Origin of the sequence: Megasphaera sp. AM44-1BH, assembly GCF_003467125.1 — a bacterium.
Lineage (GTDB): Bacteria > Bacillota > Negativicutes > Veillonellales > Megasphaeraceae > Megasphaera.
This window is the reverse complement of record NZ_QSFA01000001.1, coordinates 1-20,307: the sequence shown is the minus strand read 5'-3', so window position 1 is coordinate 20,307 and position 20,307 is coordinate 1. Positions and strand designations below refer to the sequence as shown.

At 46.4% G+C, this 20,307-nt stretch carries 17 protein-coding genes; 16 read left to right on the top strand and 1 reads right to left on the bottom strand.

Annotated elements, in window-relative coordinates; translation table 11 throughout:
• Entirely contained in the window at positions 1-324 is a 324-nt protein-coding gene (locus DW949_RS00085) for a pyrimidine/purine nucleoside phosphorylase (RefSeq protein WP_118021259.1), read from the bottom strand.
• Positions 325-505: 181 nt separating this feature from the next.
• On the opposite strand from DW949_RS00085, the gene DW949_RS00080 reads away from it, so the two are divergent.
• The 16 genes from DW949_RS00080 to DW949_RS00005 form a co-directional block, all read left to right on the top strand.
• Positions 506-1,408 (top strand): LysR family transcriptional regulator, encoded by a 903-nt coding sequence (locus DW949_RS00080; RefSeq protein WP_118021258.1) that lies wholly within the window; start codon positions 506-508, stop codon positions 1,406-1,408.
• 179 nt (positions 1,409-1,587) lie between these two features.
• Positions 1,588-3,975: a formate C-acetyltransferase/glycerol dehydratase family glycyl radical enzyme gene (locus DW949_RS00075; RefSeq protein ID WP_118021257.1), complete on the top strand. Its 2,388-nt coding sequence runs from the start codon at positions 1,588-1,590 to the stop codon at positions 3,973-3,975.
• Between the two features lie 207 nt (positions 3,976-4,182).
• Positions 4,183-6,570, top strand: a complete 2,388-nt coding sequence (locus DW949_RS00070; RefSeq protein ID WP_118021256.1) for a formate C-acetyltransferase/glycerol dehydratase family glycyl radical enzyme — start codon at positions 4,183-4,185, stop codon at positions 6,568-6,570.
• Positions 6,571-6,590: 20 nt separating this feature from the next.
• Positions 6,591-7,505 (top strand): glycyl-radical enzyme activating protein, encoded by a 915-nt coding sequence (locus tag DW949_RS00065; RefSeq protein ID WP_158570605.1) that lies wholly within the window; start codon positions 6,591-6,593, stop codon positions 7,503-7,505.
• 174 nt (positions 7,506-7,679) lie between these two features.
• On the top strand, positions 7,680-8,582 hold the full coding sequence (locus tag DW949_RS00060) for a LysR family transcriptional regulator (RefSeq protein ID WP_118021254.1): 903 nt from the start codon (positions 7,680-7,682) through the stop codon (positions 8,580-8,582).
• 509 nt (positions 8,583-9,091) lie between these two features.
• Entirely contained in the window at positions 9,092-10,114 is a 1,023-nt protein-coding gene (locus DW949_RS00055; protein ID WP_118021253.1) for a sodium-dependent transporter, read from the top strand.
• 135 nt (positions 10,115-10,249) lie between these two features.
• Complete coding sequence (locus tag DW949_RS00050; protein WP_118021252.1) at positions 10,250-10,429, top strand: hypothetical protein; 180 nt, start codon at positions 10,250-10,252, stop codon at positions 10,427-10,429.
• Between the two features lie 572 nt (positions 10,430-11,001).
• On the top strand, positions 11,002-12,339 hold the full coding sequence (locus DW949_RS00045; protein WP_118021251.1) for a sodium-dependent transporter: 1,338 nt from the start codon (positions 11,002-11,004) through the stop codon (positions 12,337-12,339).
• Between the two features lie 32 nt (positions 12,340-12,371).
• Positions 12,372-13,760: a methylaspartate mutase accessory protein GlmL gene (gene glmL, locus DW949_RS00040; RefSeq protein WP_118021250.1), complete on the top strand. Its 1,389-nt coding sequence runs from the start codon at positions 12,372-12,374 to the stop codon at positions 13,758-13,760.
• A gap of 18 nt (positions 13,761-13,778) precedes the next feature.
• Positions 13,779-15,536 (top strand): cobalamin-dependent protein, encoded by a 1,758-nt coding sequence (locus tag DW949_RS00035; RefSeq protein WP_118021249.1) that lies wholly within the window; start codon positions 13,779-13,781, stop codon positions 15,534-15,536.
• A gap of 32 nt (positions 15,537-15,568) precedes the next feature.
• Entirely contained in the window at positions 15,569-16,777 is a 1,209-nt protein-coding gene (locus DW949_RS00030) for a DUF362 domain-containing protein (RefSeq protein ID WP_118021248.1), read from the top strand.
• Between the two features lie 128 nt (positions 16,778-16,905).
• Positions 16,906-17,451 (top strand): 2-oxoacid:acceptor oxidoreductase family protein, encoded by a 546-nt coding sequence (locus DW949_RS00025; protein ID WP_118021247.1) that lies wholly within the window; start codon positions 16,906-16,908, stop codon positions 17,449-17,451.
• A gap of 1 nt (position 17,452) precedes the next feature.
• Positions 17,453-17,755 (top strand): 4Fe-4S binding protein, encoded by a 303-nt coding sequence (locus tag DW949_RS00020; RefSeq protein WP_113855306.1) that lies wholly within the window; start codon positions 17,453-17,455, stop codon positions 17,753-17,755.
• The gene (porA, locus tag DW949_RS00015) at positions 17,752-18,933 is read left to right on the top strand and encodes a pyruvate ferredoxin oxidoreductase (protein ID WP_118021246.1); all 1,182 of its coding nucleotides are present in this window, start codon (positions 17,752-17,754) and stop codon (positions 18,931-18,933) included. Before DW949_RS00020 ends, porA begins: the two co-directional genes overlap by 4 nt.
• Before the next feature lies 1 nt (position 18,934).
• Complete coding sequence (locus tag DW949_RS00010; protein ID WP_118021245.1) at positions 18,935-19,828, top strand: thiamine pyrophosphate-dependent enzyme; 894 nt, start codon at positions 18,935-18,937, stop codon at positions 19,826-19,828.
• Between the two features lie 111 nt (positions 19,829-19,939).
• The coding region (locus tag DW949_RS00005) for a 4-hydroxyphenylacetate 3-hydroxylase N-terminal domain-containing protein (RefSeq protein WP_304466103.1) at positions 19,940-20,307 on the top strand (368 nt) is incomplete at its 3' end.

Genomic DNA, 20,307 nt, shown 5'->3' with positions numbered 1-20,307 from the left:
TTACTTGTTATAATAATCACAAAGATATTCCACAACTTCCGGCGTACGGATCTGATATTGGGAATGGGCCGGGATTTCAAATATATCAGGTGCTTTTACCGTATGCCATTGGTTTTCTCCCGGCAGTATAATCTCTGCTTCCCCGGTAATGAGCGTGACGACTTCTTTATCGCCGACATCAAACGTATAGGTGCCAGCCGTAATAATGCCCAGTGTGAATTTACTGCCGTCCTTGCGGTATCCGGTCCGGCTGGTCACTTTTCCATCCCAGTAGATATTGGCCTTGGTCATCATCGTTACGTTATCCATTTTACTTTCAATCATATAAAGCCCTCCTTAAAACAATCAGAAGAATGGAAATGTGATAGGGGTATGGGAAAGTCTGAACATAAAGAAAAATGAATACATTGATAAAGTGGTCATTTCATGTTACGATGTTCACAAAGATAGATTGTGTCCTGCTATAGAGGCAGGCATTAGGCAGTGTATTTGCGGAGGCAGAGTTATGGATATAAAAAAGTATGAAGTATTGCTAGCCGTCGTAGATAAAGGAAGTTTCATTAAGGCGGCTTCCGAACTGGGGTATACGCAGTCCGGTATTACGTATATGATGAACAGCCTGGAGAAAGAATGTGGTTTTCCGCTTCTGCAACGCAGTAATAAAGGGGTTATCCTGACGCTGGAAGGGGAACGGCTGCTTCCGGAAATCCGGCAGCTCGTGCAGCTAAATAAACGTCTGGAACAAGATTTTTCGGAAGTAAAAGGTCAGATAGCCGGTAAAGTGCGTATCGGTTGTTTCCCTACGATTGTCTGTGCGGTCATGCCCCGGATTATGCGCATCTTCCGGGATAAATATCCACAGATACAGTTGGACCTGGTAGAGGAAAATAGTGTAGGTGTTCTGGAAGAATGGCTGGAATCAGGGTTTATTGATGTCGCATTTTTCAGTCGTCAGCCCCGTTATGAATATGACTGGTTTCCTGTAAAGGAAGACCGCTACGTCGTCGTCATGTCGAAAGAGTCGCCGCTTACGGCATATGACGTGATAAAACCGAATCAGTTGGAAGGGCAGCCTTTCTTTATGTACCGGGGATCAGACGGGATTGATGCGGATGTAGCCAGTTACTTTAAAAAGAATAAGGCTGATTTGATGCCGACGTTTACGTCCAGCTCGGATTATGCTGTGCTATATATGATTGAAGAAAACCTGGGTATTGGCATGATACCGGAACTTCTGACCCTGTATTCGGAAGAGAAATTCCCGACGATTACAACCCGACCGCTCGATCCGCCAGCGCAGAGAGAAATAGGACTGGCTGTGAACCATTATGATACGGCTGTACCGGCCGTACAGCGGTTCGTTCAGACCGTACAAAAAAGCGTTTCCAATGGCACGCTGATAATTTGATGATATATACTAAAAAAATCTTCTGTATTCCTGTGCAGAAGATTTTTTTATGAGTAAATCAAATAGTCACCATTTTAATAGCTCGTTTTACTTATGTTAAGTCTTTCCGTAAAATATAAGCAGGGTAAGAAACGATAGAGAGAAAAAGTTAAATTATTAAATTATGGGAGGATGTATTCATGAGTGAACAATTTTATCAGATGACAGAACGGGTACAACATTTAAAAAAGATGCTGAATGATGAGATTCCAGCTGTAAGTGCGGAACGAGCAAAGTTGGCTACGGAAGCTATTCGTAAATATGCCTTTGAACCTCCGGTTCTGCAAAAGGCATATATGCTGGACTATATTTTACGTCACAAAAAAATATTCATCCTCGATGGGGAGTTGATTGTGGGGAACCAGGCAGATAAACCTCGTAGTGCTCCTGTTTTTCCTGAGTATACGTCAGAATGGATTCTTGATGAAATTGATGATTTCAGTACCCGGCCTAGTGACCCTATGATTGTCACGGATGAAGACCGGGCGATTCTGGAAGAATACCTGCCGTATTGGAAAAATATCAGTTTTGATAAGGTCGTAGAACGGGAATTGCCAGAAGATGTCAAACATGCCGAGGAAAGTGGAGTGGTAACTGTTGGAAACCGTGATTGTGGCACGGGACATATTTTGCCGGATTATTTTAATCTGTTGAAACGGGGACTGACATATTATAAAAAACAATGCCAAAAAAAGATTGCTGAAACGGTCATTGACTGCCAGGAAAAACAGAATCAGGTAGATTTCTGGAATGCTGTTATCATCGACATCGATGCAGCCGGTGCCTATGCCGCTCGTTTTAGTGAACTGGCATCCCAAATGGCTGTTACCGAAGCAGAACCCCGGCGTAAAGCTGAACTTCTTGATATCGCAGCGGCCTGTGCACAGGTACCACTTAAGCCAGCCCGGACATTTCAGGAAGCCGTTCAGTTTGTCTGGTTTATGCATGTCATTATGAATATTGAAAATAATGGTCATGGAGAATCGTTCCACCGGTTTGATCAGTATACCAACGAGTTTTATGAAGCGGATCTGGCCGCCGGGCGGATTACCGAAGACAAAGCTATAGAAATCATTGAATGTTTCTTTATCAAAGTTACGAGTATTATGAAACTGCGGGATAAGTTTTATAGCCAGTCTTTTGCAGGATATCCGCTCTGGCAGAATATCATTATTGGCGGGCAGAAGCCAGAGGATGGCAGCGATGCGACGAATCCTGTTTCTATGTTGTGCCTGAAGGCAAACCAGGCCGTGCAGATGTCTATGCCGACTATGTCTATCCAGTGGCATGATCATCTGGACCAGAACCTGATGAATGAAGGCCTGCGCATGATTCAGGCAGGCATGGCGACGCCAGCCTTTTTCAATAATAATCTGGTCATTCCCATGCTCATGGAAAAATCAGGATGTACCCTGGAAGAAGCGCGGAACTGGGGCATCCATGGCTGTGTACAGCCCGGTGTAGCCGGTAAGTCGGATGGGCGGCCTACTGTAGGATATGTGAATCAGCTTAAATGCGTAGAATTGGTCCTTCATAACGGCATCAATCCCGTTACGGGAGAACAACTGGGACCACAGACTGGAGACATTGAAACGCTAGATAGTCTTGAAAAATTGCAGAAAGCACTCTACACACAAAATGATTATTTTGTAGATATGATGATTAAAGGGTTTAATGTTGTTGGTGCCCTTCATGCATCGCGGATGCCTGTTGCTTTTACCTCGATGCTTGTTGATGGATGCATTGATAAGGGAAAATCGCTACAGGAAGGCGGTTCCAAATATTTTGAATCAGGTGCTTTTTGTGTCAGCGTTGCCAATGCTGCAGACGCTCTTGCTGCTATTGATACACTGGTCCATAAAGAAAACGTTCTTGATATAGACACGATTATGGATGCCGTGCATTGTAATTTTGAAGGAAAAGAACCGGTGCGCCAGATGCTTTTGAAAAAGGCCCCCAAATATGGCAATGATGACGCCTATGTGGATGCTATAGCGGCTGATATTATCCGTCATTATGGCAAGAATCTGGAAAAATATCGTGATTCCCGTGGCGGACATTACGTTGAAGTCGTCGAATCCCAGTCGATGAACGTTTCTCAGGGGAAATGTATTCTTGCGACTCCCGATGGCCGGTTTGCCCATGAAGCGGTAGCCGATAATTGTTCGCCTGCTATGGGGCGCGATGTAAGCGGGCCTACGGCCTGTGTCAAGTCTGTAGCACATCTGGATCAGAAAAATGCGAAGGATGGGTGCCTTTTCAATCTGCGGTTTGACCCGCGCAGCATCCAGGGGAAAAAGGGCATTATGGTTCTCGACGCAGTAGTCAAAACGTTCTTTAAAAACATGGGTGAACATATTCAGATTAACGTAATAGATGATAAGACATTACGTGACGCCCAGATACATCCTGAAAACTATCGTAATCTGCTGGTCCGTGTTGCCGGATATCTGGCATATTTTGTGGAACTGGACAGCGAAGTACAGGAGGCTCTGATCCGGCGCACAGCACATACTCCTGATTATTGAAGCAGAAACTATATATTTCAGATTTGAAAGATACCGCAACGAAACGGGCCGATTTCTCGTTTTGTTGCGGTATTCTTTATATTAAAGTTTCTTATACTGACTATGTAGATTGTCCGTTTTACTAGTTGACTGGCTATGGATACAATATAGTTAAAGAAATGAGACATTTCAACTACAAAATGAAATATTATATAGGAGGAGAAAGAGATGAGTGAAAAATTTTATCAAATGACACCGCGCATTGCCCGGTTGAAACAGATGCTGAATGATGAAGTCCCCGCTCTTTCGGCAGAACGGGCCAAATTGGCGACAGAAGCCATCGAACTCTATGCAGCGGAACCACCGGTCCTGCAAAAGGCGCATATGCTCGATTATATCCTGCGCAGGATGACGATTTTCATTCAGGACGGGGAACTCATCGTTGGAAATCAGGGAGAAACACCACGATGCGCCCCGCTTTTCCCGGAATACACATCGGAATGGATTCTTCGGGAAATTGATGATTTCGAAACCCGTCCCAGTGACCCCATGCGGGTATCGGCAAAGGACCGGAAACTGGTGGAAGAATATCTGCCCAAATGGAAAAATAAGAGTTTCGACCATTTTACCGAACAGGAACTGCCTTATGATATTAAACATGCTGAAGAATGCGGGATTCTCACCGTCGGTGGACGGGACTGCAATACGGGCCATATCCTGCCGGACTATTTTAATATCCTGAAACGTGGGTTTACATACTACCGGAAAGAATGCGAAGACCGGATTACCAGCACCCTCATAGATTGCAAAGAAAAGCAGGAACAGGTGGATTTCTGGAATGCCTGCATCATCAGTATAGATGCGGCCGTTGCTTTTGCTCAGCGTTACAGTGAACTGGCTAAAGATATGGCAGCTAAAGAAACGGACCCGGCACGGAAGGAAGAACTGATGACTATCGCTGATATTTGTCATCACATCCCTCTGAATCCGGCCAGAACATTCCAGGAAGCTGTACAGTTCACCTGGTTCATTCACCTTATCATCAATATTGAAAGCAATGGGCACGGTCATTCGTTACATCGTTTTGACCAGTATACAAATGATTTCTATGAATCTGATCTCAAGGCAGGCCGCGTAACGGAAGAACGGGCTGTTGAAATCATTGAATGTTTCTTCATTAAACTGACCAGTGTCATGAAACTGCGCGATAAGTTCTATAGTCAGTCTTTTGCCGGATATCCGCTCTGGCAGAACATGCTTATTGGCGGTCAGAAACCGGAAGACGGGAGCGATGCGACAAATCCTGTTTCTATGCTCTGTCTAAAAGCTAATCAGGCTGTCCAGACGTCGCAGCCCTCTATGTCCATTCAATGGCATGATACGCTCAGTCCGGAATTGATGCGCGAAGGAATCCGCATGATCCAGGCTGGCATGGCGACGCCGGCATTTTTCAACAATAATCTCGTCGTGCCGATGCTGCAGAAGAAAAGCGGCTGTACCATTGAGGAAGCACGGAATTGGGGTATCCATGGCTGTGTACAGCCGGGTGTTGCCGGGAAAAATGATGGACGTCCGACCTCCGGGTACCTGAACATGCTGAAGATATTTGAACTGGTCATGCATAATGGTGTCAATCCTATAAATGGTGAACAAATGGGGCCGAAGACAGGCGAATTGGAAGAACTGGATACATTGGAAAAACTGCAGCAGGCCATGTATACCCAGATTGACTATTTTACCGAAATGGTAGTCAAAGGCTTCAATATTGTCTGCTCCCTTCAGTCTACCCGGATGCCGACGGCCTTTTCTTCGCTCGTCGTCGATAACTGCATTGAAAAAGGCAAGCCCTTGCAGGACGGCGGTTCCAAATACTTTGAAGTTTCTGCTTTCACCGTAGCTATTGGCAATACGGCAGACTGCATTGCTGCTGTCGATACGCTGGTCAACAAAGAACATCTCATCGACATTACGACATTGCGGAAAGCACTGGATGCCAACTTTGAAGGATATGAAGATATCCGCCAGATGTGTCTGAAAAAGGCTCCCAAATACGGCAATGATGATGCCTATGTCGATGCCATCGCTGCCGGAATCGTCCGTCATTACGGGCAGGAGCTGGCCAGGTATAAAGACAGCCGTGGCGGTTTTTATGGGGAAGAAGTAGAATCCCAGTCTATGAATGTGTCCCAGGGCAAATGCGTACTGGCTACTCCCGATGGCCGGTTTGCTTATGAAGCCGTCAACGATAACTGTTCGCCCGTTATGGGGCGTGATGTCCATGGTCCGACATCGTGCATCATGTCTGTTGCACATCTGGATCAGAAAAACGCTGTCGATGGCTGCCTGTACAATCTGCGCTTTGATCCGCGCAGTATCCAGGGCGAAAAAGGGATTGCTGTCGTTTCCTCTATTATCAAGACATTCTTCAAAAATATGGGCGAACATATCCAGATTAACGTCGTCGATGATAAAACATTGCGGGATGCACAGAAACATCCGGAAAACTATCGCAATCTCCTCGTGCGTGTAGCCGGATACCTGGCATACTTCGTAGAACTCGACAGTGAAGTACAGGAGGCCGTCATTGAACGGACGACGCATACACCGGATTGCTGAGAAAGAGAGGTGTATTTCCCTTGCAAACGAGCTATATAGGTGGTATCCAGAAGTTTTCGACAGAAGATGGACCAGGTATCCGCACGACGATTTTTATCAAAGGCTGTCCATTGCGCTGCCAGTGGTGCCATAATCCGGAATTGCTCGATGGTTCCTATACGGTCAATTACCGGGAAAAACAGTGCATTCATTGTGGCCGCTGTATCAAAGCCTGTCCGGCCGGAGCTATTACAATCGGAGAAGGCAGGCTGAAACGCCATGATGACCGCTGTATCCGCTGTGGTGCCTGTGTCAAAGCCTGTGTCAGTGGGGCTATGTTTACGAAATCCAGAGAGTACACGTTAGATCAACTGATGACGGAAATCGGCAAGGACCGGGATTTTTATGAAACATCCGGTGGCGGTGTGACCCTCAGCGGTGGTGAAGTGCTGGCTCATGCCGGGTATGTCTGCCGGCTGGCTAAGTCTATTAAAGAGCAGGGGTATACGCTGGCTATCGAGACAAGCGGCTTTGGAAAATGGGAAGATTTGCAGGCATTGGCTGCCTATTGTGATTACATCCTTTTTGATTTGAAGGTTATGGATGTAGAAAAACACAAGACCTATGTGGGCATTTATCCAGCCGTAATCTGGAGCAACCTGGAACGGCTTTGCCGGGTAGATGGAATGAAAGAAAAAATCATCATCCGTCTGCCAACGATACACGATATCAATGACGATGCGGAAAATGCCCGGGCCGTCATTGACTTTATCAAACCGTTAGGTCTGCGCCGGGTAGACATACTGCCTTACCATAATATGGGAATCAGCAAGGCCAGAGAAGCCGGTATCAGCCAGAAAGAATTCGAAACGCCGTCTGATGATATTCTGGAACGGAACCGGAAAATCTATGAGGATGCCGGTTTTACAGTGACTGTCATGGGACATGAAGAGTAATGACAATTACATAAAAGATAGTAAAAGCATGTGCTGTTTATATAATGGCACATGTTTTTTATTATAAAGAACTGACGGTGAAGTATGAAAAAAAACATTTTTACAAGTATATTGGGATTTTTGTATAATATATAATAATATATTTGCCTTGTGCCATTAGAGAAGGTGAATTGCATGGATATCAAAAAATATGAAGTATTATTGGCCGTTGTAGATAAGGGAAGTTTTATTAAAGCGGCAGCAGATCTGGGATATACGCAGTCGGGCATTACGTATATGATGAACAGCCTGGAAAAAGAATGCGGATTTCCTCTCCTGCAGCGCAGTAATAAAGGAGTCATGCTGACACTGGAAGGAGAACGGCTGATTCCGGCTATCCGCCGGCTGGTCAATATCAATCTGGAACTGGAAGAAGAATTTGATGCTGTAAAAGGGTTGGCGACGGGAAAGGTGCGGATTGGCTGTTATCCGACTCTGGCCTGTGCCGTTATGCCACAAATCATGAAATTATTCCGGGAAAAATATCCCCAGATACGGCTGGACCTGGTAGAAGAGAACAGTGTCCGTGTGCTCGAAGACTGTCTTGCGTCAGGAGTCATCGACGTTGCTTTTATGAGCCGGCAGCCGGAACAGACATATGATTGGTTTCCCCTGAAAAAAGATCCCTATCTGGCTGTATTTCCACAGGACCATCCTCTGGCAGCCTATGACATCATCCCGGCAGAAAAAATGATGAGTGAATCTTTTTTTATGTACCGCTCTATGGATGGCATTGATCCCGATGTGTACCGCTATTTTAAGCAGTGTAAGACCCCGATTACGTCTACGTGTACGTCTAATTCTGATTTTGCAGTCCTGTTCATGATCGAACAGGGACTCGGCATCGGGATGGTACCAGAGATTTTTTGGAATCTCTGCTGCCATAAATTTTCCACATTGACGACGCGCCGGCTGCAGCCAGATGCATTCCGGGAAGTCGGACTGGCCGTAAAATCCTATGACAATAGTACACTGGCGACGATGCGCTTTGTCCGGGAAATACAGAAAAATATAAAGAATAATAATATAGTCTTGTAAATCTTGATAAATAGAGCAGGTAAATTGTGCTATTGCGGAATTTACCTGCTCTATTTATTAAGGAAACAAATATGAAATATACTGACATGACTATAGAAAATTTTCAATATAAGGAATTCTTGATACTGAGTATGAACGTTTACAATTTTACAACTATGTAATAACCGTGTAACATTATAGTCAGGAAATGGAATCGATAACAGAAAGAAAATACCAAAGAAATATGACCTGATTAAAGAGATTTAATTTAATTACCTAGTAAAATAGTATGAATTTATCGTATATTGGGTTTACCATAAATACCGTTTGACTCAGCTTTTATACACATTAGTTCGTGTCGGCAGACTCGTGTGTAAAAATATAAAGAAAGGAGAGTTATTATGGATGGAGCGACTTGGTTTATGTTAGGGTTTTATATCGTTGGAATTGGTGGTATTGCTATTTGGACTTTAATTCATAGTTTGCATGACAAAAATGGGTGGAGTTAAAGTGTAGGAGGTATAGGTATAATGAGTGAACAAAATATGCAGAATGGACAAGAACGGGAAGTTTGGGGTTCCCGCCTTGGCTTCATTTTGTCAACGATTGGTATGGCTTTTGGTCTGGGAGCTATTTGGAGGTTTCCTTACGTAACAGCTGAAAGTGGAGGCGGTGCTTTTGTTTTAGCTTTCACGATTTTGACAATTGTCATTGCATTGCCGGCAGGGTGGGCAGAAATTGCATTTGCCCGTAAAATGCGTAATGGGCCTATTGTGGCCTTTCAAAAGGTTCTGGGGAAAAAAGGTCGTATTGGATGGATATTTCCCTTTGTTCCACTAGGTTTGAATATGTATTACCTGGTTGTTGTATCCTGGACATTGGCTTATACGTGTTTTAGTCTGTATTCAGGTGATGCATTCATGGCAAACCCGGTTGGCTTTTTTGAAGGGTTTACGAATAACCGTTGGGCTATATTTGGGTGGACTATACTTACATTAATCATTGTTGCAATTGTCTGTCTGAAAGGGATACAGAAAGGTGTTGAAAAATTTTGCAAGTTCTGCATCCCTCTGCACTATATCATCCTTTTTGCTCTTCTAATCCGGGTTATGACGTTGCCGGGGATTGAAGAAGGCCTGATGATGTTTGCAAAGCCGGATATGGGTATGCTTTTAGATCCATCCTTATGGGCCAGGGCTGCCGGAATGGCTCTTTTTGCCGTAGGATTGGGGCCTGCTGCACTTATGGCTTATGGTAGTTATCTGCCGGAAAAATCAGATATCCCGATGGATTTTCTGACAGTTGCCTGGTGGAATCTCTTCGGATGTATTATTTCCGGGCTTGTCGTAGTACCTGCCGTCGTTGCATTTGGTCTGGATTTGCAGTCCGGCCCGAGCCTGACGTATGTAACGTTGCCGTTTATTTTTGATCAGATGCCCCTTTCCGGTCTGATTGCGTTTTTATTTTTCTTTGCCATGCTTCTTGGCGGATTATCCGCGGCTATCGGCATTTTGGAAAATACAGTGACCACCTTTAGCGGAGGCCTTGGCTAGAGCCGCAAGAAAACATTAGCTGTTGTCTTTGTCGTTACTGTATTAGGTAGTATCCCATGTATATGGAGTGAAGCGTTCCTTGCTAAGTTTGATTTTATTATTGGGGATTTAGGATATACTCTTACTGCAAGTATTATGGCTATTACCCTGGCATGGATCGTAGGTGCCAAGAAAGTACGCGAAGAATGGCTGACTCCGGGCAGCAGTATTCATCTGGGACAATGGTTCGATGTTATTTATAAGTATATTGTTGTACCGCTGCTGTTGTTCCTGTTTGTTCAGTCGCTGCTCAATATTCCCAAAATTTTCTTTTAATATGGCAGATAGGTGGAAAACCAGATTCCATTTATCATAGAGTTACACATCCTCTTTTGTGCACTGTGTTACCATTTTGTATCATCCGGTTCCGGCTTCTCCTGTCCCGGGCCGGATGATATGCTTTTCCTAAAGATTCATGTCTGTATGGTGATACTCCGTTCGTTGCTATGAGAATTGCTGGGAGAAGTATGAAATTTTTCGTTTTTACAATTTTTACAAAAACATGTACGATATATACATAAACAAAACGGAATTTCTCAACGGCGAGAGTACATAAAAAATGGAATGGAGAAACATATAAAACAGGTTCATACAGATATTTTTTCATCTGTGTAAACATAGAACGATATCAGCTGATAACAAGAAGAAAAATGGAATTGCAATGATGCGCAACATTGCAGAAGCAGTTGTAGAATTCCTTTATAAGGAGAGGTAAAAATGGATGGTGCAACTTGGTTCATGTTAGGTTTTTATGTTATCGGAATTGGTGGCGTTGCAATCTGGACACTTGTGCATAGCCTCAATGACAAAGATAGCTGGAATAAGTAAGACAGGAGGATGTGTGAATTATGAGTGAACAGACACAAGCCGCAAATGGCCAGGAACGCGAAGTCTGGGGTTCGCGGATTGGTTTTATTTTATCGACTATCGGTATGGCATTTGGCCTGGGAGCTATATGGCGATTCCCTTACGTTGCAGCAGAAAGCGGCGGCGGGGCCTTCGTACTCGCTTTTACAATTGTTACTATTGTCATTGCACTGCCGGCCGGCTGGGCTGAAATTGCCTTTGCCCGCAAAATGCGCAGTGGCCCTATCACGGCTTTTCAGAAAATACTCGGCAAGAAAGGTAAAATTGCCTGGATTTTCCCGTTCATTCCGTTGGGACTCAACATGTATTATCTCGTCGTCGTATCGTGGACACTGGCCTATACCATTTTCAGTCTGTATTGCGGACAGGATTTCATGGCCGATTCCGTCGGTTTCTTCCAGTCCTTTACGGGAAACAGACTGGCTATCTTTGGCTGGACCGTGGTTACGTTGCTGATTATTTCTTTTGTCTGTATGAAGGGCATTCAAAAAGGCGTTGAAAAATTCTGCAAATTCTGTATTCCCCTTCATTATGTCATCCTTTTTGCACTGGTTATCCGGGTTCTGACCCTGCCAGGCATTGAAGACGGCCTGACCATGTTTGCAAAACCGGATATGTCCATGCTGCTGGATCCGTCCTTGTGGGCACGGGCAACCGGTATGGCACTCTTTGCAGTAGGTCTTGGGCCGGCATACCTTATGGCTTATGGCAGTTACCTGCCAGAAAAGTCCGATATCCCCATGGATTTTCTGACGGTCGCATGGTGGAATCTGTTTGGCTGCATCGCTTCCGGTCTTGTCGTTATTCCTGCCGTTGTTGCTTTCGGCCTGAATCTGCAGTCTGGCCCGAGCCTTACATATGTAACTCTGCCTTATGTATTTGCTCAGATGCCGTTTTCCGGCCTGATTGCTTTTCTGTTCTTTTTTGCCATGCTCCTTGGCGGCCTTTCTGCTGCGATTGGCATCATGGAAAACTCGGTAACGACGTTTAGTGATGGCCTTGGCTGGAGCCGCAAAAAGACATTGTACACGATTATCGTCGTGACCATTATCGGAAGTATCCCCTGTATCTGGAGTGATTCCTTCCTGGCTAAATTCGATTATATTATCGGCGATTTGGGATATACGCTGACCGCTGCCATTATGGCTATTGTCCTCGCATGGTGTGTCGGTGCTAAAAAAATCCGCACGGAATGGCTTACAGGAAGCAGCCTTCCTCTGGGCCGGTGGTTTGATGTCATCTATAAATACGCCGTCGTACCGATTTTGTTGTTCCTGTTATTCCAGTCGTTGTTGAACATTCCGAAAATTTTCTTTTAACTTCTGATTCACCTGGGAAGGCGGAATGATATATGAGTTATTCAATATTGATTGATTTTGGCAGTACGTTTACCAAAGCTGTGGTTGTGGACCGGAGTGAACGAACGGTAAGACAGACATTTCGTACGCCATCTACAGTGGGCACGGATGCATCGATAGGGCTTCGCAAATGCCTTGATGCCATTCGCGACTGTATAGGTCCGTCGGCTCTGGCGGAAGCAGATACAACTGCTTCCAGCAGTGCTGCCGGGGGACTGCGGATGGTCGTTGTCGGACTGACTCCGTCTCTGAGTCTCATGGCCGGTAAAAATGCAGCGTATGGGGCCGGTGCCAAAGTCATCCGGGCTTTTTCCGGCCGGTTGTCCGACGAAGATCTAATTGCCATTAGTAAAATACGGCCGGAAATCATTCTGCTATGTGGTGGGTATGAAGGTGGAAATAGCAGCTGGGTACTGGAAAATGCAGAGAAGCTGGCTTCCTGTGTGACTATCCAGTCCCCGGTTGTCTATGCCGGAAACAGTCGTGTAGCCGGCGAAATACGATTGCTTTTTACAAATCATGATCAGCTCTGCATTCTGGCAGATAATATTATTCCCGCCATCAATGAACTGGATATTGCCTCCTCCGTGGCGGCAGTACGTGATATTTTTATGAAGCGCATTACCCATATGAAGGGGTTCGATACAGTCCGGAAGTACGTAGGCGATATTGTCATGCCGACTCCCGCAGCGGTTCTGGAAGGAGTACGACTTCTGGCTGAGGGAACAGAACAGCAGAAGGGCTGGGATGAAGTCATGCTTGTCGATATGGGTGGTGCTACGACCGATGTCCATACGTATGCCGTTCAGGACTCTCTCGAAGGTGTGCGTATCGTAGGTGCTCCGGAACCTAAAGCAAAACGAACCGTAGAAGGTGATATCGGGGCCAGAGAATCAGTCAATTCGTTGATTGAAGCAGCTGATATGAGACGGCTTCAGAGTATATCCGGTCTTTCGGAGGACGAGATTGCAGCCTGCCGGGATAAACGTCTGGCTCATCATGATTTTGTTCCTGATACAGAAAAGGAAAAACGGTTTGAACAGGCCATTGCCATGGAAGCTGTACGGGTTTCGGTACGGCGTCATGCCGGACGCATATACGATGGATATGCCGAAGGTGTACTGCGTATCCAGAAAGGGAAAGACCTGCTTCACATCAAGGCCGTGATTGGTACAGGCGGACCGATTATTGATAGTGAAAATCCACGCCGGATTTTGGAACAGGCGCTGAGAAGACCAGAAGAAAAAGATATCCTGCTTCCTGATTCAGCGGCGTTTTATCTGGATACATCGTATATATTCTATGCAGCCGGCCTTCTGGCTCAGAAAGATCCCGGGACGGCACTGCATATATTGAAACAAAACTTGGTTCCCTTAGTCTGATATGAGGTGGTAATGAAGATGAGTAGTACGGTATTGCTGAAAAAAGATCTGGTTCCTAATGAGGTTCCCGATTTGGAAGAAATTCTTTCTCAATCACGTAAGGAAGCACAGGGACTGTCTGTAGGAACGACTTTGTTCATGAAAGAATATGGCGTTCGCTCTGAAGCCGAATACAAAATGAAAATGGCTAAAAAAGGCAAAGTCATGCACCATGCACACATCGGCTGGAACTCCTGGGAAGAAACCGCCAAAGGGTTCCGATATATCTATGAAGAACTCAAAAAGCGTGATGTCGTTCTGGATAGATTCGGCGTAGCGCTGGACTGGGTCATGGGCGTGCCGGAACAATACCGCGACAAAGTCATGAAAGGTGGCAGCCTGATTTTTGAAACGCCGGAAGAATGGGCCGCTGTTGGTCAGGTAGTACCTATCCAGCCTCATTTTGGGGATCATATGATAGGTTCCCTGAACTCTACAGAAAATGTCAAACTGGCACTCAATGCCGGTGTTACATGTATGGGTAATATTGCCCAATATTATACCTATGAATATCCGGGAGTTCCTATTTCCAAAGAAGACCGGGTCATCAATATGTGCACAGCCATCGGTATTATGGGCCTCTTCCGGGACCAGGGAGCCGTTATCCATTCTAATCTGGATGATGGTTTTGGCGCCATGTTCCATGATCTGGCTAATATGACCGGCTGGGCGATGATGGAACGGTATCTGGTAGAAGAACTCTTAGGCGGGCGTCTTTCCCACTGTTTTGGCAATTTGTTCAGTGATCCGATTTTGCGTATTATTTTCCTCATGGTCAATAATGCTATCAATAAATACCAAACACCGGGTTCCATGATGTATGGCAATACCATTGATTTTTCCAGCGATTATGACCGCAACTACGGTGCGCTTTGTTCCTTTGTCCTGGCTGATTCCTGTGCAGAACTGCTTTTCCCGTCGGGACATGCCGTGACGCCGATTCCTATTACAGAAGCTATCCGGATTCCGTCGGCAGATGAAATCATCCAGGTCCATGTTACAGCAAATATGCTGGAACATAAGGCTCATTATTATAAGGCATTCCTCGATGTAGAAAAATTAAAGGCCCAGCGGGATATTCTGCTGCAGGGCGGCAAGGTGTTCTTTGAACGGCTCATGAACGGTCTTGATGATATCGGCGTTGATACAAAGAATCCCTGTGAAATGTTCCTTGCGCTCAAGGCGATGGGTCCGGCACGGATGGAAGAACTCTACGGGGCTGGCAAAGAAGATCCCCGGGCAATGCGGGGGCACATTCCCATTAAACCGACGGATATCGTTGCTAATATTGGTAAACGGCGGGATGAAATCTGCGACAGCATTGATAATTTGGCAAATTCTCTTACCGGTGTCAACGCCGTGGTCGGCGCAACGGATGTTCACGAATTTGGCAAAGAAATCGTCAAAGCGGTACTGCAGGAAGCCGGAGCTACCGTATTCGATCTGGGGGCAAACGTTACTCCCGATGAAGTCGTTGATACGGTTGTTGAAACGGGCAGTCATTTCATTCTCATGTCTACATTCAACGGTATTGCCCTGACATATGGCAAGACACTGCTGAAGGACCTGAAGGAAAAAGGGCTGGGTGATACGACCATCATCATGGGAGGTCTCCTCAATGAAAATATGAAGGGTGAGTCTCTGCCCGTCAATGTAGACAAAGAATTGACGGAACTTGGGATTATTTGTTCCGCAAGTGCCGATGAATTAGTAGATATCATCAAAGACCATATGTAAATATATATCATGCATAAAAAGGAGAGAAAATTATGAGTACAGTATCTATTATCAAAACACAGGGTCATGACGAAACGGCCGTACTGGCAGCTGTCCGCAAAGCGCTGGATGCCATCGGAGGCATCAGCGATATTATCAAACCGGGATACAAAGTCCTTATTAACCCGAACCTCGTAGCACCGGGCTCCGACCGTTTTTCCGGTGCTGTGACACGCTATGAAGTCTGCAAAGCTATTTATGATATCTGTAAGGAAGCAGGTGCAGAGCCGTTCATTGCTGAATCTTCTGCTGCCGGTGTTGATACGGAAAAGGTCATTGAATTCGCAGAATACACAAAACTCCGCGAACAGGGATACACCGTACTGGACTTGAAAAAAGAAAAGAAAGCGGTCATTCCCTTCCCGCAGGGTGAAATCGTACAGGAACTCGATACATGGCAGCCTGTTGTCGATGCCGATGCCATCATCAGTGTCCCGGTCATGAAAACTCATGATCAGACAGAAGTCACACTGGGAATCAAAAATCTCAAGGGCCTGATCCAGGATACGGAAAAGAAAGAATTCCATAAGAAAGGCGTTTTCGGTGGTGTCGTCGATATCAACCAGTGCATTCCCCGCGTTCTCACCGTCGTCGATGGGATTGTAGGGCAGCAGGGGCTGGGACCCATCTTCGGGGAACCCGTACCGATGGACCTGATTATTGCTTCTAAAGACTGCATAGCCTGTGATGCCGTAACTGGTGCTGTCATGGGGTACGAACCGGAAGAAGTCAAAGTTACGAAGATGGCCTATGAACGGGGCCTCGGGGAAATGCATCTCGATAAGATTGACATTGTCGGGGAAAAACTGGCCGATGTACGCAAACGCTTCAAACGGGCCAGCGAAGTTGAAATTGAAGGAGTCCCGCCCTTTACGAAAATAGAAGATGCCAAAGCCTGCACTGGCTGCAAGACGACGATGATTAGCGCTATCATGGATATGAAAGCCCAGCACATCGAACATCTTCTCGAAGGCAAGACCATCGTCCTCGGACCGGTTCCCAAGGAACAGATTCCGGCTGGCATCAAAAAAGAAGACCTTATCCTCATGGGCGTCTGCACCCGCCATCTCTGGGATATGGGCACACCGTGCAAAGGATGTCCTCCTAACAATGCATGGTTTGTACAGGCCGTAGCCGGTGACCGTGCCCAGGTACAACGCCGTTATGCAACAGATGATAAAGCAGAAAATCCCGATGCATAAGCAGCGGATTTGACAAGTCCATATGGGAACGGCAGGTTCCATCAGATGAAAAGGGACCTGCTGCTGCCCATGACGAATATATTATTTCATAATGATATTATTAATAACTATTTGGAGGTTGATCAGTCATGATTGAAGTACGTTGGCACGGCCGTGGCGGCCAGGGCGCTTTTACAGCAGCCCGTCTCCTGGGTCAGGCTGTTGCGATTCATGAACACAAATACGTGCAGGCTTTCCCATCATTTGGGCCGGAACGCCGGGGAGCCCCTGTTCTGGCGTTCACGCGTATCGATGACAAGAAAATCACAGACCGCAGTGAAGTCGAAAACTGTGATTATGTCGTCGTCCTCGATGATACGCTGTATGGTGACAATGTGACCAAAGGCCTCAAAGACGGAGGAATCCTCGTTATCAATACGACAAAAGATGCATCGGCATTTCCGAAAGTTGGCAACTACCAGCTCGTTACTATTGATGCGACGGCGCTGGCACTGGATATCCTGGGCCGGCCTATCACCAACGTTCCCATGCTGGCTGCACTGGCTGCTGCATCGGGCAATGTCAGCGTTGACTCGGTCCTTGCTGCTATCGATGATCAGCTGGCACCGCGGATCCGTGAAAAGAATAAGAAATTGTTCGTTGCAGCTTATAACGCTGTAAAGGGGGATAAATAACATGAATAAACCGTTGCCTGTAGAATTTGTACCACCTAAGAAACTGGCTGATTATCCTCTCGGTCCGTGCTGTCCGTCAGCACATATTGTCGGTATCAATGCCGGTATGCGTACATTCCGCCCAGTTATCGACCATGACAAATGCGTTCATTGCCTTCGCTGCTTCCTCGTATGTCCGGAAGGTACGATTGATAAATCGGAAGATCAGCTGCAGATTGATCTCAATTACTGCAAAGGCTGTGGTGTTTGCGCACATGAATGCAAAGTCGGCGCCATTACTTTAGTAAAGGAGACAGAAGCATGAGTGAAAAAATGTTTATCTGCGGCGATGAAGCGGTCGCTCTCGGCGCAAAACTGGCCAGACCACAGGTTATTGCAGCGTATCCGATTACGCCGCAGACTATTGTTGTTGAACGTCTTTCCGATTATGTAGAAGATGGCAGCCTCGATGCCCAGTACCTCCATGTCGAATCGGAACACAGTGCGATTACGGCTTCTATCGGCGCGGCATCTGTCGGAGCACGGACCTTTACGGCAACTTCTTCCCAGGGCCTCCTGTATATGGCAGAAGGACTCTATTATGCCAGCGGCGGCCGCCTGCCTATCGTCATGATGGACGCCAACCGGTCTCTGGCCCTTCCCTGGAATATTTATGGTGACCAGCGCGATTCCCTGTCCCAGCTTGAAGCCGGATGGATCCAGCTTTATGCCGAAGATGCCCAGGAAGCACTGGATCTGACGATTCAGGCCTATAAGATTGCCGAAGATCCGGAAGTTATGCTGCCTGTCATGGTCTGCCTCGATGGATTTGTCCTGACACATACCTATGAAGTCGTTGAAATCCCGGAACAGGATAAGGTAGATGCCTTCATCCCGTATCAGAAGTATGCGAACAGAATGGATCTGGAACATCCCATGAGTAATTGTGTCACAGCCGGTCCGGATTATAATATGGAACTCCATTATCAGCAGCACCTGGCTACGATCAAAGCTGGTGAAAAGCTGGAAGCAGCCGATAAAGAATACGGAAAACTCTTTGGCCGCACCTACGGTGGTATGATTGAAACGTATCGGACCGAAGATGCTGATGCTGTGATTGTTACCCTGGGCAGTGTTGCCGGGACTACCCGTTGTGTCGTCGATAAAATGCGCGATGAAGGAAAGAAAGTCGGCCTGCTCCGTATCCGCTGCATGCGTCCGTTCCCTGTTCAGGAAATCGTCGATGCACTCAAAGGTGTCAAAGCTGTCGGTGTACTGGAAAAAGATGTGGACCATGGTTTTGAAGGCGTTGTATATACGAATGTCAACTCTGCACTCATGCGGGCTGCAGATAAACCGGCAACCTTCAGTTTCATTGCCGGACTGGGTGGCCGTTCTATCTTAAAGAGCGACATCGAAAACTGCTTTGCTAAGTTATTGCGTCAGGCTGCTGGAACGCCGCAGTCTCCGACCGTTGAATTTGTGAAATTGGGGTGTGAATAAGATGGGCTTGAATGCACAGAATATAACAAATGAAGAATTATTCTACGGGCATAAGGCCTGTGGCGGCTGCGGTGCAGCATTATCTATCCGGCTGGTCATGAAAGTACTCGGAAAACGTACCTTTGCTATTGTTCCGCCAAACTGCATGTCTACGGTTGCTTTCATTTATCCCAGCATGACCTTTGGATGCAGTGGCGCTATTACGACTTTTGCCGGGACAGCTGCTTTTGAATCGGGTGTTGAAGCCGGTGCCAAAGCCCTTGGTCTTACGGATTATACCGTTGTCGGTTTTGCTGGTGACGGCGGTACTGCTGATATCGGTCTTCAGTCCCTTTCCGGGGCCATCGACCGGGGCGACCGCATTATGTACATCTGCTATGATAACGAAGCCTATATGAACACGGGTGTCCAGACATCGGGCCTTACGCCGTATGGTGCCAAGACGACGACTTCTCCGGCTGGTGATCGTCTGCCGGGCAATACGAAACCGAAGAAGAACGTCTTTGAAATCGTTGCGGCTCACGATATTCCCTATGCGGCTACGGCAAGTCTGGGTTACCCTGAAGACCTGCTCAATAAAGTCGCCAAAGCCAAAGCGACCGATGGTCCGTCTTATATTCATATTTTCGCTCCCTGTCCGACTGGCTGGGGCTGTGCTTCCGAACTGACTGTGGATATTGCGAAAAAAGCGGTAGACAGCGGCCTCTGGTATCTGGCAGAATATGAAAACCATGAATATACACTGAACCGTAATCCGAAACAGTTCAGTGATGTCAGAGACTATCTGAAAAAACAGGGGCGGTTTGCCCATCTGAAAGATAAGGATATTGAAGAAATCTGCAGTATCCGTGATGCCATATGGGCACAGATGCGTAAACACTGGAACTGCAAATAATTCTGAACATCCGACTGCACTATATAGATATAGACCTTACAAGCCCTGTCCAACAGCCACCGGGACAGGGCGCAGGGGGGTCAGTGATTACAAAAATGAGGTACATTCATTATGATGACAGGTAAGGAATATAAAGAAAGCTTGCGGAAACGCAATATCGTCGTATATCTTCAGGGCAAACAGATTCCGGCCAAAGAATTGCCGGACCATCCCTTTATCCGTGGCCATGTCAATTCCGCTTCCGTAACGTATGACCTGGCCTTTGACCCGGCATATGAAAACCTGATGACGGCTACGTCCCATTTGACAGGCAAAAAAATCAACCGGTTCACCCACATCCATCAGAGCGTGGAAGATCTGGTCAAAAAAGTTAAGATGCTGCGCATGCTGTCCCTTAAAACTGGTACGTGCTATCAGCGATGCGTCGGCTTCGATGCCATGAACGCCACCTATGGCACGACCTATGAAATGGACCAGAA